At 65.2% G+C, this 13470-nt stretch carries 15 protein-coding genes; 3 read left to right on the top strand and 12 right to left on the bottom strand.

The window, feature by feature from the left end:
- Window positions 1-4 precede the first annotated feature (4 nt).
- Entirely contained in the window at window positions 5-604 is a 600-nt protein-coding gene (locus DYI37_RS10050) for a GcrA family cell cycle regulator (protein ID WP_116683109.1), read from the top strand.
- Window positions 605-770: 166 nt separating this feature from the next.
- Here the strand turns inward: DYI37_RS10050 and DYI37_RS10055 are convergent, their stop codons facing one another.
- The 9 genes from DYI37_RS10055 to rplU all read right to left on the bottom strand — a co-directional run bounded on the left by DYI37_RS10055 (window position 771) and on the right by rplU (window position 7686).
- Window positions 771-1394 (bottom strand): nicotinate-nucleotide adenylyltransferase, encoded by a 624-nt coding sequence (locus tag DYI37_RS10055; protein ID WP_116683110.1) that lies wholly within the window; start codon window positions 1392-1394, stop codon window positions 771-773.
- 26 nt (window positions 1395-1420) lie between these two features.
- The gene (locus DYI37_RS10060; RefSeq protein ID WP_116683111.1) at window positions 1421-2734 is read right to left on the bottom strand and encodes a glutamate-5-semialdehyde dehydrogenase; all 1314 of its coding nucleotides are present in this window, start codon (window positions 2732-2734) and stop codon (window positions 1421-1423) included.
- A gap of 98 nt (window positions 2735-2832) precedes the next feature.
- Entirely contained in the window at window positions 2833-3408 is a 576-nt protein-coding gene (locus DYI37_RS10065; protein ID WP_158555131.1) for an HdeD family acid-resistance protein, read from the bottom strand.
- Between the two features lie 115 nt (window positions 3409-3523).
- On the bottom strand, window positions 3524-4636 hold the full coding sequence (gene proB, locus DYI37_RS10070; protein WP_116683113.1) for a glutamate 5-kinase: 1113 nt from the start codon (window positions 4634-4636) through the stop codon (window positions 3524-3526).
- A 10-nt stretch (window positions 4637-4646) separates the two neighbouring features.
- A complete protein-coding gene (gene obgE / locus DYI37_RS10075) occupies window positions 4647-5687 on the bottom strand; it encodes a GTPase ObgE (RefSeq protein WP_116683114.1) in 1041 nt (346 codons plus the stop codon).
- A gap of 43 nt (window positions 5688-5730) precedes the next feature.
- Window positions 5731-6285 carry a DUF3833 family protein gene (locus DYI37_RS10080; protein WP_116683115.1) on the bottom strand — a complete coding sequence of 185 codons (555 nt, stop codon included), beginning with the start codon at window positions 6283-6285 and terminating at the stop codon, window positions 5731-5733.
- A 4-nt stretch (window positions 6286-6289) separates the two neighbouring features.
- Window positions 6290-6877: a GNAT family N-acetyltransferase gene (locus DYI37_RS19985; protein WP_342634940.1), complete on the bottom strand. Its 588-nt coding sequence runs from the start codon at window positions 6875-6877 to the stop codon at window positions 6290-6292.
- A 121-nt stretch (window positions 6878-6998) separates the two neighbouring features.
- On the bottom strand, window positions 6999-7268 hold the full coding sequence (gene rpmA, locus DYI37_RS10090) for a 50S ribosomal protein L27 (RefSeq protein WP_116683117.1): 270 nt from the start codon (window positions 7266-7268) through the stop codon (window positions 6999-7001).
- A gap of 115 nt (window positions 7269-7383) precedes the next feature.
- Entirely contained in the window at window positions 7384-7686 is a 303-nt protein-coding gene (gene rplU, locus DYI37_RS10095; RefSeq protein WP_116683118.1) for a 50S ribosomal protein L21, read from the bottom strand.
- Window positions 7687-8119: 433 nt separating this feature from the next.
- Between rplU and DYI37_RS10100 the strand changes: the two genes are divergently transcribed.
- The gene (locus DYI37_RS10100) at window positions 8120-8653 is read left to right on the top strand and encodes a TadE/TadG family type IV pilus assembly protein (protein WP_116683119.1); all 534 of its coding nucleotides are present in this window, start codon (window positions 8120-8122) and stop codon (window positions 8651-8653) included.
- Window positions 8654-8655: 2 nt separating this feature from the next.
- A complete protein-coding gene (locus DYI37_RS10105; RefSeq protein WP_158555133.1) occupies window positions 8656-9249 on the top strand; it encodes a TadE/TadG family type IV pilus assembly protein in 594 nt (197 codons plus the stop codon).
- Window positions 9250-9277: 28 nt separating this feature from the next.
- Here DYI37_RS10105 and DYI37_RS10110 read toward each other — a convergent pair whose 3' ends face one another.
- The 3 genes from DYI37_RS10110 to DYI37_RS10120 form a co-directional block, all read right to left on the bottom strand.
- Complete coding sequence (locus DYI37_RS10110; protein ID WP_116683121.1) at window positions 9278-10330, bottom strand: serine hydrolase domain-containing protein; 1053 nt, start codon at window positions 10328-10330, stop codon at window positions 9278-9280.
- A gap of 85 nt (window positions 10331-10415) precedes the next feature.
- The gene (locus DYI37_RS10115) at window positions 10416-12104 is read right to left on the bottom strand and encodes an ABC transporter permease (protein WP_116683122.1); all 1689 of its coding nucleotides are present in this window, start codon (window positions 12102-12104) and stop codon (window positions 10416-10418) included.
- Window positions 12105-12337: 233 nt separating this feature from the next.
- Window positions 12338-13381 (bottom strand): extracellular solute-binding protein, encoded by a 1044-nt coding sequence (locus DYI37_RS10120; RefSeq protein WP_116683123.1) that lies wholly within the window; start codon window positions 13379-13381, stop codon window positions 12338-12340.
- Between the last annotated feature and the right edge of the window lie 89 nt (window positions 13382-13470).

Raw genomic sequence — 13470 nt, forward strand, 5'->3', positions numbered from 1 at the left:
ATCGATGAGTTGGACCGACGAACGCGTCAGCACTCTGAGGCAGCTCTGGACCGAGGGCCATAGCGCCAGTCAGATCGCGGATCGACTGGGCGGCGTCACGCGCAATGCGGTGATCGGCAAGGCGCATCGGCTGAAGCTCGAATCGCGCGGAAAGACCGCGAATGGCGGAGCCGAGGCTGGCGTCGAGGACGAGACCGTGACCGCGAGAGCGGTCGAGGTGGAAGTCGAGGAGGTTCGCCTCGCACCCCGCGTGGAGATCGTCGAGGAGACGGTCGTCGCGGGTCGCTTCGCGGCAGCGAGCGCCGCATCCGCACCGCGTCCTCAGTCCTTCGGGGCGACGGCGCTGAAGATGGAACCCGAAGAGTCCTTCGATCCCCAGCCGGAGATCGAGGAAAGCGCCGAGAGCGAAACCGGGGAGGTTCTGCCGATCGCGCGCAAGCTGACCCTCGTCCAGCTGACGGAGCGCACCTGCAAATGGCCGGTCGGCGATCCCATGCAGGACGATTTCCACTTCTGCGGAAACCCCTCGCGCGACAGCTCCCCCTATTGCGAGTTCCATGCCAAGCTCGCTTTCCAAGCGGTCGATCGCCGGCGGATTCGCTGAGGCTGGCGATCTTCCAGGACGGAATTTCAGAAAGGGCGGATGCGGGCGACGCGTCCGCCCTTTCTGCATGTTTGAGGAGAGCTACCCAGTCGTGGGCCTGTCCCGGCGCGCGATCGTTTGGGAAGACGGGTTCGATGGCTCGCCCCGTGGTGCGGTCCGGGAAATGTCAGGACCTGTTTCGCATGGCGGTCGACGAGATCGCCTTGCGGGCCCCGTGCAGGAAGACCCAGGCGGGTGCGGACCGGCCGGGAAGGTCGCCCGCCTCGTTCTCGGGCAGGCGGAAGCGGCGATAGCGCAGCGCGAATTTCGAGGAGAGGGTCGCGAGCGTGTCGCCCGGTCGATCGACGATCGCGATCGGTACGGTCTCCGCGATCGTCTGCCAGTCCTGCCAGCGATGAAAGCTGGCGAGCCCGTCGGCGCCCATCACCCAGACGAAGCGTAGATGCGGGGCGCGTTCGCGCAGGATGCGGATGGTATCGGCGGTGTAGCGCACGTCGAACGCCGCCTCGAGACCTGTAGCGCGGTGTCTCGGGCCTCTCGCGAGCCCGCGGACGGCATCGATCCTCTCCCCGAGAGGTTTGAGTTCGCCGTGATCCTTCAGCGGATTTCCGGGCGTGACCAGCCACCAGACCGCGTCGAGCCCCAGCCGCTTGATCGCCCGCTCCGCGACGAGCAAATGTCCCTCATGGGGCGGATTGAACGAGCCGCCGTAAAGGCCGATCGCCTGACCGCGCCCGGCAGCCGGCAGGCGCAGGTCGCGGCAGGACGGATCTTCGGACAGACCGGCCATGCCGGCAGGCGCAAGCGCGGGGACGGTCAGGGACGCGTCTGCCCGCTGCCGCGCACCCGGTAGTTGAAGCTCGTCAGCTGTTCGAGGCCGACGGGCCCGCGCGCATGCATCTTGCCGGTGGCGATCCCGATCTCGGCGCCCATGCCGAATTCGCCGCCATCGGCGAACTGGGTCGAGGCGTTGTGGAGAAGGATGGCGGAATCGATGCCGGTCATGAAGCGCTCCACGGCGGCCGGATCCTCCGCGACGATCGCCTCGGTGTGGTGGGACGAATGGGCCTCGATGAAGTCGACGGCATCCCCGACCCCGTCGACGAGCGCGACGGACAGGATCGCGTCGAGATATTCGGTGGCGAAGTCCTGATCCGATGCAGGGACGGCCCCGGCGAAGAGCTCGCACACCTCCGTCGTTCCCCGGATCTCGCAGCCTTTCTCCGAGAGCGCACTGAGGATCGGGACGAGATGGGTGTCCTTCACGGCGCGATCGACGAGGAGGGTTTCGGCCGCGCCGCAGACGCCGGTCCGGCGCATCTTGGCGTTGACGGCGATCGACACCGCCATTTCGAGATCCGCCGAACGGTCCACATAGAGGTGACAGAGGCCTTCGAGATGGGCGAAGACCGGGACGCGCGCCTCGGACTGGACGCGTGCGACGAGGCTCTTGCCGCCTCGCGGCACGATGACGTCGACATTGCCGCCGAGACCCTTCAGCATCTCGCCGACGGCCGCCCGATCGGTCGAGGGAACGATCTGGATCGCATCCTCGGGCAGGCCCGCCTGCACGAGCCCCGCGCGCAGAGCCGCATGGATCGCCGCCGACGAGCGAGTAGAGTCCGATCCGCCGCGCAGAATGACGGCATTGCCGGATTTCAGGCATAGCGCGCCGGCATCGGCGGTGACATTGGGGCGGCTCTCATAGATGACCCCGATGACGCCGAGCGGCGTTCGCACACGGCTGATCTGAAGGCCGTTCGGCCTCGTCCAGGACGCGATTTCGGCGCCGACCGGATCGGGAAGGTCGGCGATGGTGCGCAGGCCCTCGGACATCGCGACGATCCGCGCGGCGTTGAGCGTGAGACGATCGATCGAAGATGCCGGATAGCCCTTCTCCTGGGCCGTTGCGACGTCGATCTCGTTCTCTGCGAGGATCGATCCCATGGAGGCGACGAGCGCATCGGCCATTCCATGCAGCGCGCGGTTCTTCGTCTCGGTCGGGGCGGTCGACAGATGGCGCGCGGCCGCGCGTGCGCGCTTGCCGATTTCCTCCATCAGAGCCGGGATCGAAGCAGGCGATGCGTCGGAATTCTGCGCTTCGGTGTCCGGGCTGTAGACCGTATCCATGATGGGCGTCCTTGCTTTGTCCTGCGCCGGAAGGCCGGCGGACCCGAGGTTTAAAGCCGCGGGCCCTTCGCATCAAGCAGCGCGAGCAAAGATCGCTCTCATGCGCTCCGGCGGCTCGACAGGCTCTGGGCGATGGAGGCCGCGCCCGACAGGACGAGTTCCACCGCAAGGAACAGCCCCAGGAGCCCGACATCGCCGGCGGCCGCAAAGAGCATCGCTCCCACTCCGAGGATGATCGAGATCGTGCCGGCAGCCGCCAGCCAGCCCCATCCCCGGCGATCGCGCATCTTCAGCGCGATCCAGAGACGGGCGCTGCCGAAGGTGACGAAGAAGAAGCCGATAAGAAGCGTCAGCGAGACGATGCCACCGAGCGGATCGAAGGCGAGGAGGATGCCGAACAGGCAGAGCGCGAGACCGAAGAGTCCGGTCACGCTCCGGCTGGCCGTCCCGTGCAGGTCGCGCACGGCGAGGAAGATCTGCAGGAGACCGACCATGAAGAAGACGAAGGAGGCGACGAGGGTGGCAGCGACCGAGGCCGCGAACGGATTCAGGAGCGCGAGAAGGCCGCCGACGAGCATGACGATGCCGTAGGCGAGCTGCCAGCCCCAGCCGAGGTTTCGGACCGGCATGCCTCCGGAGAATGGCGCATTCGCGAGCGGTCGATCGGCGGACATGGCATACCCCTTTCCCTGCTTCGTTCTCTTTCGGGGGGAAGCGTCATGAGGAGGGGGCGGTTCCGGGCTCCGACGGCCCGGCCGTGTTAAATTCCATTCACGTCGACGGAAGAGTTCAGGTGACCACCATGTCGTCCCTGTGGATGACGGCGCTTCGGCCTTCATAGCCGAGGGCCGCCTCGATCTCGTCGGAATGGAGACCGGCGATCCTAGCGGCTTCCTCGAAGTCGTAGGCGATCAGGCCGCAGGCGACGTCCCGTCCCGCCTCGTCGACGACGGAGACGGCATCGCCGCGCCGAAATGCGCCGCCGACCTTGACGATCCCCTTCGGCAGAAGGCTCTTTCCGGCGCGCAGGGCCTTGGCCGCGCCCGCATCGACGGTCAGCGACCCGCTGGTCGACAGGTGCCCCGAGATCCAGCGCTTGCGCGCGGTGGTCGGCGTTCCCCTCGGCAGGAACCGGGTGAGCCGCTCCCCCTGTTCGATCGCATGGAGGGGCCAGAGCCGGTTTCCGAGGGTGATGATCATCTCGGTTCCCGCATCGGTCGCGATGCGGGCGGCGTCGACTTTGGTCTTCATGCCACCGCGCGACAGTTCGGATCCAGCCGCCCCCGCCATGGCCTCGATTTCCGGCGTCACCCGTTCCACCAGCGGAACATGCGAGGCGTCGGGGTCGAGGGCGGGCGGGGCCGTATAGAGCCCGTCGACATCCGAGAGGAGGATCAGGAGATCGGCCTCGACCATCGTCGCGACGCGGGCTGCGAGGCGATCATTGTCGCCATAGCGGATTTCCGTGGTCGCCACGGTGTCGTTCTCGTTGATGACCGGGATCGCGCGCATGGCGAGAAGCGTGCCGACGGTGGCGCGCGCGTTGAGGTAGGAGCGCCGGCTCTCCGTGTCGTTGAGCGTGAGAAGCACCTGCCCGGCCTCGAAGCCGTGGCGGGCCAGCATCTCCGAATAGGTCCGCGACAGGGCGATCTGACCAACCGCCGCTGCGGCTTGGCTCTCCTCGAGCTTCAGGGGCCCCGGCCCAAGCTTCAGGAGCGTGCGCCCCATGGCGATCGCCCCCGAGGAGACAATGAGGATCTCGTGGCCGGCCTCGGCGAGGCGCGCGACGTCCTGGCAGAAGGATTCTAGCCAGACCCTTCGCAGCCCCTTGCCGCGTTCCACGAGCAGCGCCGAGCCGATCTTGATCGTAATGCGCTTGTAGGAGGATAGCGTGAAGCCCATCGACCTCTCCTCAGTGCGAAGCCTCGGGACGCCATTCACCGTCGTCTGCGGGTGCCGGGTCCTTGTCCGCCGCGATCGCCTTTGCGAGACCGCGCAGGGTTTCGATCAAGCCTTCGCGGCTGACGGCGGACAGTTCGATGACTGTCTTGCAGGAAGCCTCCCGAAGCGCCGCGAGTTTCTCGGCTCGGGTCTCCTCGTCGAGGCTGTCGACCTGGCTGAGGCAGAGCAGTTCCGCCTTTTCGGCAAGGCCGTTGCCATAAGCTTCGAGTTCGCCGCGAACGGTGCGATAGGCCTGCGCCACATCCTCCTCGTTGCCGGAAACGAGATGGAGGAGGATGCTCGTGCGCTCCACATGCCCGAGGAAGCGGTCGCCGATACCGACGCCGCGATGGGCGCCCTCGATGAGGCCCGGAATGTCGGCGATGACGAATTCGGTCGCATCGATCTTGGCGACGCCGAGACCGGGATGAAGCGTCGTGAACGGGTAGTCGGCGATCTTCGGGCGCGCCCGGGTCACCGTCGACAGGAAGGTGGACTTGCCGGCATTCGGAAGGCCGACGAGGCCGGCATCGGCGATCAGCTTGAGACGCAGCCAGATGGTCAGTTCCTGGCCCGGCTGGCCGGGATTGGCATGGCGCGGCGCCTGGTTGGTCGAAGACTTGAACCGATCGTTGCCGAAGCCGCCATTGCCGCCGGACGCGATCTTACGCCGGTCGCCGACCGTATCGAGGTCGCAGATCAGCGTTTCGTTGTCCTCGGCGAAGACCTGCGTGCCCGCCGGCACCTTCAGCACGATATCGGACCCGTTAGCCCCGTGCCGGTTGCGCCCCATGCCGTGAATGCCGGTCTCGGCCTTGAAGTGCTGCTGGTAGCGATAGTCGATGAGCGTGTTGAGGCCCGAAACGGCCTCGATCCAGACATCGCCGCCGCGCCCGCCATCGCCGCCGTCGGGCCCGCCGAACTCCACATGGGCCTCGCGGCGGAAGGACACGGACCCCGCCCCGCCATCGCCGGAGCGGACATAGACCTTGGCTTGGTCGAGAAATTTCATGACGATGACTGCGTCCCTAGCGGAAGTCTGGTTGGGCCTCTTCTCAGCGACCCGGCTTATAGAACGTGACGCTGGAGGTGGCGAGCGGGAGATAGAATTTCGAGACGGTGACCCTGTTCGTCACCGTGCCATCGTTCTGGCTTCGCATCACGTGATGGAAATGGAGCACCATGTCCGATCCGTTCGGTGCATAGCCGTCATAGGACAGGACGAGACGGTCCGGCGCGTATTCTCCGACCACGCGAACCGGCGGCATCAAGGTGCCGTCCGCGATCTCGGTTTGGACCGTTCCCGAAACCGAACCGTCGCGATGGGCGAACAGCGCCCAGCGTTGCAGAGCCTTCCCGTCGGCGAAGGTGAACTCTTCGTCGAGCGTCAGTTCGCGCTTCGCAAGATCGCCCTCGAACCGCGCGGTGAACGCCTCGGTCGACACGAAAAGCGTGGTGATCGTGCCGGTCGAGCGCGCCCGCCCATCGAAGAAGGCGATGGGCGTTCCCGCAAGATCGTCCGGGACCGCGCGCACCGTTTCGGCGCCCACGGATCCGGCGGCGAGAAGCCAAGCGGCAAAGCCGAGGCCGATGCTTCGTTGACCGATCATGATGTCATCGTCCCCACATCCTGATCGAGCGCCAGGAGCATTCGTCGAGCATGTAATGCTCGCTGGCCACGCGACCGGCCGCGACGGTGTTCGTCATGCCGGGTCCGACGAAGAAGAAACCGCATTTGCGGATGATGTGCCGCGAGGCGTCGTTGACCACCCGGCAGGAGACGTCGATGCGCGACAACTCCATGGGCCCGAATCCGAAATCGATCATCCGCTGCACGGCTTCGGTCCCGTAGCCCAAGCCCCAGAACTTGCGCGCGAGCCAGTAACCGAGCTCGGCCCGGCCCTCGCTGATGCCATGGAGCCCCACGACGCCGATGAGTTCGCCGGTGTCGCGCAGGGTCACCGCGAAGATGCGGTTATCGCTGCGGGCGGCCAGATCACGGACGAAATCTTCGGCATCCTCGGCATCGTAGGGCCAGGGCACCCGCGAGAGCATGGAGACCACCGCATAGTCCGAGAGGTGGCTCGTGATCGCCGGAACATCGGCCATGACGGGCTGCCGCAGGACGAGTCGTCTCGTTGCCGGACACTCGCCGTCTTCGCATTCACAGATCACTTCGCCGCTCATAGGAGCCTCCAGCATAGACGAAACAAGGGGAGATGGCGGCCCATCTCCCCTTTTCGTTTCGCACCGGAGCCCGTCTATCGCGGGTTCTTTCCTGTGCGCCGGGTCGATGGGACACCGGCGTTCAGGAAGACACCGGTCATTCGGCGGCAGCGGCCGCCGGGATAACGGAAATGAACGTGCGTTTATTGGCTTTCTTCTGGAACACCACCGTGCCTTCGGCGGTAGCGAAGAGGGTATGGTCGCGACCGATTCCCACATTGGCGCCCGGATGCCAGCGCGTGCCGCGCTGACGCACGAGGATATTGCCCGCAAGAACGTGCTCGTTGCCGAACTTCTTCACGCCGAGACGCTTGGATTCCGAATCGCGACCGTTGCGCGACGAACCGCCAGCTTTCTTATGTGCCATCTTGAACTCTCCTTACCCCGTCTGTCGGGGCCAAAGGGCGTTTCCGACGCCCAAACTATCGAACTTCCACGAAGGCGCGACCCGTTTTCCGGCGCGCGCTCCGTTCGGCGAACCCTTACGCTCCGGCGATATCGGCGACGCGAACCTTGGTGAGGTCCTGGCGATGACCGCGGGTGCGCTTGGAATTCTGGCGACGACGCTTCTTGAAGGAGATGACCTTCTTGCCGCGCGTGTGCTCGACGATCTCCAGCGTGACCTTGGCGCCGTCCACGAACGGCGTTCCGATCTTGGAGCCGACCATGAGGACTTCGGCCAGTTCCACCTTGTCGCCGGCTTCGCCGGGGATGCGCTCGATCACGAACTGATCGTCGGCGGTGACGCGGTACTGCTTGCCGCCGGTTTTGATGACTGCGAACATTTTATCTCCGTTCGTCTGATCGGCTCTTTCGACGCATCCCACCGGGACCGTCTCGGGCCGTCTTCTTGTTCAGTCGGGTTTCGTTTAAGACACTGAAAGGCTGGAAGGCGCATGTCGCCCCAGCCTTTCGATCAGGTTTCCTATAGGCAGCACGCGCCCTCGCGTCAAGTCGCGAACGGGCAGAACGCATGGGCTTCAAGCCCCTTCGGGCCGGTGGACGATACGAATTTCGCATGGCGAACCCACCGCCGCGACAGCGAGGGCGACAGGGCCGCTGAATCGCTGGCTTCGAAGGCGGATGACAGCTGCCCGCCTCGGGCGATTTCAGACCCTGTTAATCATCCCGAGCGATCCGATCGCTCCTCCCCGTCCGATTCACCGCTTCTTGATGCGTTGGCGCCATTTCTCGGATCGTGGAATGGAGTGAGAAGCAATGTCGCAGACCAAGGAGACTGTCCCGACCCGGACCTGGGCGCGCGGGCCGCTGAAGCGCCTTCGCGACGACCGCAGGGGCGTGGTCGCCGTCGAGAACGCCTTTCTCCTGCTCCCCTTCCTCGTTTTGCTCTTCGCCATCCTCGAAACCGGAATCACGCTCGCGGCGAGCGTCGTCCTGGAAAACGGCGTTCACCGGGTCGGCCGCAAGATCCTCACGGGCGAGTTCGCCGGACCCGGCGGGCAGCCCTCGCGAGAACAGTTCCAGCAGCTCGTCTGCGACGAGATCCCGGTTCTTCTCAAATGCGAGAACCTCAAGATCGATCTGCGCACCTTCTCGACCTACGATCAGATCGCGCTCAACTACGATCCCAAGGATCTGAGATACGAGATGGGGTCGGGTGACGAGATCACCGTGCTGCGCGTATTCTACGAGTGGGAATGGATCGTCTCGCTGCTGCATTCGATCCCGGAGGACGGCGAGCAGGCCAACATTCTCTCGGCCGTGGCCGCGTTCCGCAACGAGCCCTTCTGACGATGAGGTCCAACCCCATGCCCGATCTCGCAAGCTTGCGCCGCAAGATCGCCGCCTTCGCGAACGCCCGCGACGGTGTCGCGATCGTTGAATTCGCACTGATCGCTCCGGTCCTCATCCTGCTTTACGTGGGATCGTTCGAGGCGAGCCGGTTCTACGAGGTTTCGCGCAAGACGAACTCGACATCGGAGACGATCGGCGATCTCGTCGGACGCACGAAGACGGTCAACGTCGCCGAGCTGGACAACATCTTCAACATCGCGAAGGCGATCATGGTGCCCTTCGAGGAGAAGCCGCTCGCGATGGAGATCACGGCCGTCAATGTCGACAGTAACGGCACCGCAACGGTGGCCTGGTCCCGCAAGAAGGGCGCACCGGGCGGCAAGAGCCTTTCCGGGCGTCCGCGCGGTGTCGCCTATGCCCTGCCGAACGACCTCAAGGACAGTCGAAACGCGTTCTTCATCATGGTCGACACGACCTACAAGTACGAGTCGACGCTCAGCCAGACACTGGCCCCGTCCAGCCTGCAGCTCAAAAAGCAGTACGCGATCCTCCCGCGCCTCTCCGCGACGATCCCCTGCACCGACTGCAACTAGGCACGAGCCCCGGCATGCGAGGCCGGGTCTATCCTTCGCTGCCGGCATCGCCGCCCGCTCGGGCGTCCAGAGTGGCACGGGCCGCGGGAATGATCTCCTGCGATACGAGGGCGTGGAGATCCTCCCGGTAGCCGGTGCGTCCGGACGGCACGGTTTCGTCGGAGGTGATGGCCACCGTAAGTTCGAGCGACGGAACGACATAGATCATCTGGCCGCCATAGCCCCATCCGTAATAGGCGTCCTCGCCTGCGAATCTCTCGATGAACCAACCATAGCCGTAGCGACCAGCATGGAAGCGCGACCGCGTGCGCGGTGTCCAGCTCGCCTCGATCCAGTCTTGCGACACAATGCGCGTCCCGTCGGCAACGACCCCTCCGCGCCGGTAGAGCTCTCCCAGATTGAGCAGGGAGCGCGGCGTCATCGCGGTCTGGTTGCCCCCAAGATCGATGCCTTGCGGGTCGCGTTCGAAGTCGATCGGCCCGATCCCGGAGCCCGCCAGCCAGTCTCGGGCGATCTCGCGTGTGGGGCGCCCGCTCGCCCTTGTCAGGACCGCCGAAAGAAGATGCGTCGAGCCGGTGGAGTAGAGCATCGAGCCGCCCGGCTCGTCCACGAAGGGCCGCGAAAGCGCATCGGCGACCCAGTCCCGGCTGGCGATCCAGGCACCGTAATTGGCACCCGAGGTGCGTTCGAGCCCTGCCTGCATGGAGAGAAGATTGCCGATCGTGATCTCTTCGAGGCGCGGATCGGGATCAGGGGGAAACTTCGCCTCGAGGAAATCGGCGATGGGCTGGTCCGCATTCTCGATCAGGCCTTTGTCGATGGCGATGCCGACGAGAAGCGAGATCAGCGATTTCGACGCGGACTTGATGTTGGCGGGCCGGTTCGTCGCATAGCCGCCGAAGCCTTCGTCGACGAGGGTCTCGCCGTTCACGGCGACGAGCATGGTGCGCAGGTTCGCAAACGATCCGGCCCGGGCGATGGCATCGGCGAATGGCCCGGATGCCCGATCCTGAGCAAAGGCCGGAAGGCAGAGGCCGGCAGCCGAGGCGGCCGCCATCTGAAGGAGATGTCGTCTGTTCATCGCCCTGATCTAGGAACGAAACGGACGGATCGTTATACCCGAGGGAGTGCGACAAATCCCGCCGGCCCGATCCAGGCCGCCAGCTTCATGCCGCCTGCTTCAAAATCGTCCGCGTCAGGGCGATAACCGGCAGGATGCCGATGAGGACGATCAGCAGCGCGGCGACCGCGCCATCGTCGAAGGCGGAGCGCGAGGCGCTGGTATAGACGAAGGTCGCGAGCGTCTCGAAGTCGAACGGGCGCAGGAGGATCGTCGCCGACAACTCCTTCACCGAATCCACGAAGACCAGCATGAAGCCGGTGAGAATCGCGGGCCTCATCAAAGGCAGGAGAACGGATCCGAGGATCCGGCCCGGGCCGTGGCCGAGCGTTCTCGCCGCGTGGTCGAGATTGGGAGAGAGCTTGGAGAAGCCCGACTCCATCGCCCCGTATCCCATGGCCATGAACCGCACGCAGCAGGCATAGACGATCGCAGCGCCGGAACCGGAAAGAAGAAGCCCGGTTGAAACGCCGAAATGGGCGCGCAGAAACGCATCGAGAGCATTGTCGAAGGCTGCCAGCGGAATGAGCACGCCGATCGCCAGCACCGTTCCTGGGACGGCATAGCCGAGAGCGCCGAGGCGGACGAGAGCGGTCAACCTGCCCGATCGCGTGAGGCGGACGCCGTAGCTCATCAGAAAGGCGGCGGCGACCGTCACGAGACCTGCAGCAGAGGCGACGAGTGCGGTGTTACCGACCGCATCCCAGAGCGCCGGGTTCTGGAACTGGGAGAGCCTGCGCGAGGCGTAGTCGCCGAGGATGTAGGCCGGAATTCCGAAGCCGAAAGCGACCGGGAGGAAGCAGGCGAGACTGGCGAGCCCGGCCTGTGCGGGTCGCAGCGGCAGGCGGCTCGCCTCTGCCTTGTCGCCGCGCGAGAGCGTGTAGCGCTGCTCGCGCCGCGCCATCCTCTCCAAAAGGACGAGACCGACGATGACGACGAGCATCGCAAGCGCGAGTTGCGTCGCCCCGGCGAGATCGCCGCGATTGAGCCAGGTGGAATAGACCGAGAAGGTGAGCGTGCGCACGCCCAGAAACTCGACCGCACCGATGTCGTTGACCGTCTCCATCAGCGCGAGCGCGACCCCCACCGCGATCGCCGGTCGCGCCATGGGAAGCAGAACCTTGAGGAACGCGCCGAGGGGCCCTGCCCCGAGCGTGCGCGCGACATCCGCCGCCCGGCGGCCCTGCATCAGAAAGACCATGCGGACCGTGAGGAAGACGTAAGGGTAGAGGACCGAGGAGAGGATGAGCACCGCGCCGGGCAAGGAGCGGATTTCGGGGAACCAGTAGTCGCGCCGGGAGGTGAAGCCGAAGACGTCGCGGATCGCCGTCTGGACCGGCCCCGTGAAGTGCAGGAACTCGGTGACGCAATAGGCTGCGATATAGGTCGGCACCGCGAGCGGCAGGACGAGAGCCCAGGAGAAGAAGCGGCGCCCCGGAAATTCGAAGCTCGCGGTGAGCCACGCCGTGACGACGCCGACGATGCCGGTGGTGATCGCGACGCCGATCATCAGGAGGATCGTCACCCGCGTCGCATCGGGCAAGACGGTCGATAGAAGATGGGACCAGCTCTCGCTCGGCCCCGAGGAGACCGCGATGACCACGAGGGAGAGGATGGGCATGACGGTCAGAAGCGCGACGAGGCCTGCAACGAGAAGCCAGCGCAGATCGACGCCGCGACGCAACCGGCGCCGGGGCTTCAGATCGGGCTTCAGGAAGGAGGCTGTCGCGGACATTCGTATGGAGAAACTCTCATGCCGGCAGGATCTGCACCGGCTCGCTCATCGGGCTCGATCGATCCGGCGACCGGGTGCAGGATGATCGCGGGCCGATCTTCGAAGCCAGCGGGACCGGATTGCCCGCACCGGCAGGGAGTGCGCAGGCGGGAAACGATCGTCAAGGCGTCAAAGGCTGCCTTCTGCAGCAAGTGACCGGCCGTCCACCGAAGAGGACGGCCGGTCTCGAAGGATCAGCTCTGCGGGCCGCCGTCGTAGGACACCTCGTCGACGATGCGCGAGGCCTCGCCGCGATGGCTCGCGACGTCGGACAGGGAGATGTCGTCCATCTGGAAGTCGCCGAAGCTCTTCACGAGATCCGAAGTCGGGATGCCCTGCTCGAGCGGATACTCGAAGTTGATTTCCGCATAGATGCGCTGGGCCTCGTCGGATGCGAGGAAGTTCATCAGCTTGACGGCATTCTCCCGATTAGGCGCGTTCTTGGCGAGAGCGACGCCGGAGATGTTCGCATGGGTCTTGCCGTTGTCGAAGGTCGGCATGATCACCTTGATGGCGTTCGCCCACTCCTTCTGCTCGGGCTCTTCCTCATTGGTCGCCATCTTGCCGACGTAATAGGTGTTGCCGAGAGCGATATCGCATTCACCGGCGAAGATCGCCTTGGCCTGGTCGCGGTCGCCGCCTTCGGGACGCCGTGCCAGATTGTCCCGAAGTCCCGTGACCCATTCGCGCGCGGCATCCTCGCCGTAATGCTCGATATAGGCCGCGATCAGCGCGACATTGTACTGATGCTGGCCCGAGCGGGTGCAAAGGCGCCCCTTCCACTCGTCCGATGCGAGATCCTTGTAGCTAATCTGGTCGGTGTCCACGCGATCCTTCGAGGCATAGACGACGCGGCCGCGGGCCGTCAGGCCGAACCACTGGTGGTCGGCATCCTGAAACTCGGCCGGAATGAGCTCGTTGATCTCCTCGCCGGTCACGGCCTGCGTCACGCCCGCCTGCTTGGCGGCGTCGAGAGCGCCGACATCGACGGTCATGATGACGTCGGCGGGAGAATTCGCACCCTCGGCGGAAATGCGCTGCTCCAGGCCCTTGTCGATGAAGATCGTCGCCGTGGAAAGACCCGTCTCCTCGGTGAAGGCATCGAGCACCGGCTGGATCAGCTCGGGCTGACGCGAGGTGTAGATATTGACATCGGCAGCGGAGGCGATTGCCGGGCTGAAAGCGGCAAGCCCGCCGGCTGCCAGGATTGTGGCGGCTGAAATCGTCGTTCGGGTCATCGGGTGTTTTCGGACTCCATGAAGGGCGAAAGCCGGTCGATCGGCGTGGATGGGGCGGATGGTGGCCGGAAGGCTCACCGGCGCCGTGC

This window comes from Fulvimarina endophytica (assembly GCF_003403015.1).
Lineage (GTDB): Bacteria > Pseudomonadota > Alphaproteobacteria > Rhizobiales > Rhizobiaceae > Fulvimarina > Fulvimarina endophytica.

Bases quoted from the DNA above. Each gene is read 5' to 3' on its own strand.
- DYI37_RS10050 (WP_116683109.1), top strand. From the start codon at position 5: ATGAGTTGGACCGACGAACGCGTCAGCACTCTGAGGCAGCTCTGGACC.
- DYI37_RS10055 (WP_116683110.1), bottom strand. From the start codon at position 1,394: ATGGCCGGTCTGTCCGAAGATCCGTCCTGCCGCGACCTGCGCCTGCCG.
- DYI37_RS10060 (WP_116683111.1), bottom strand. From the start codon at position 2,734: ATGGATACGGTCTACAGCCCGGACACCGAAGCGCAGAATTCCGACGCA.
- DYI37_RS10065 (WP_158555131.1), bottom strand. From the start codon at position 3,408: ATGTCCGCCGATCGACCGCTCGCGAATGCGCCATTCTCCGGAGGCATG.
- proB (WP_116683113.1), bottom strand. From the start codon at position 4,636: ATGGGCTTCACGCTATCCTCCTACAAGCGCATTACGATCAAGATCGGC.
- obgE (WP_116683114.1), bottom strand. From the start codon at position 5,687: ATGAAATTTCTCGACCAAGCCAAGGTCTATGTCCGCTCCGGCGATGGC.
- DYI37_RS10080 (WP_116683115.1), bottom strand. From the start codon at position 6,285: ATGATCGGTCAACGAAGCATCGGCCTCGGCTTTGCCGCTTGGCTTCTC.
- DYI37_RS19985 (WP_342634940.1), bottom strand. From the start codon at position 6,877: ATGCTGGAGGCTCCTATGAGCGGCGAAGTGATCTGTGAATGCGAAGAC.
- rpmA (WP_116683117.1), bottom strand. From the start codon at position 7,268: ATGGCACATAAGAAAGCTGGCGGTTCGTCGCGCAACGGTCGCGATTCG.
- rplU (WP_116683118.1), bottom strand. From the start codon at position 7,686: ATGTTCGCAGTCATCAAAACCGGCGGCAAGCAGTACCGCGTCACCGCC.
- DYI37_RS10100 (WP_116683119.1), top strand. From the start codon at position 8,120: ATGTCGCAGACCAAGGAGACTGTCCCGACCCGGACCTGGGCGCGCGGG.
- DYI37_RS10105 (WP_158555133.1), top strand. From the start codon at position 8,656: ATGAGGTCCAACCCCATGCCCGATCTCGCAAGCTTGCGCCGCAAGATC.
- DYI37_RS10110 (WP_116683121.1), bottom strand. From the start codon at position 10,330: ATGAACAGACGACATCTCCTTCAGATGGCGGCCGCCTCGGCTGCCGGC.
- DYI37_RS10115 (WP_116683122.1), bottom strand. From the start codon at position 12,104: ATGTCCGCGACAGCCTCCTTCCTGAAGCCCGATCTGAAGCCCCGGCGC.
- DYI37_RS10120 (WP_116683123.1), bottom strand. From the start codon at position 13,381: ATGACCCGAACGACGATTTCAGCCGCCACAATCCTGGCAGCCGGCGGG.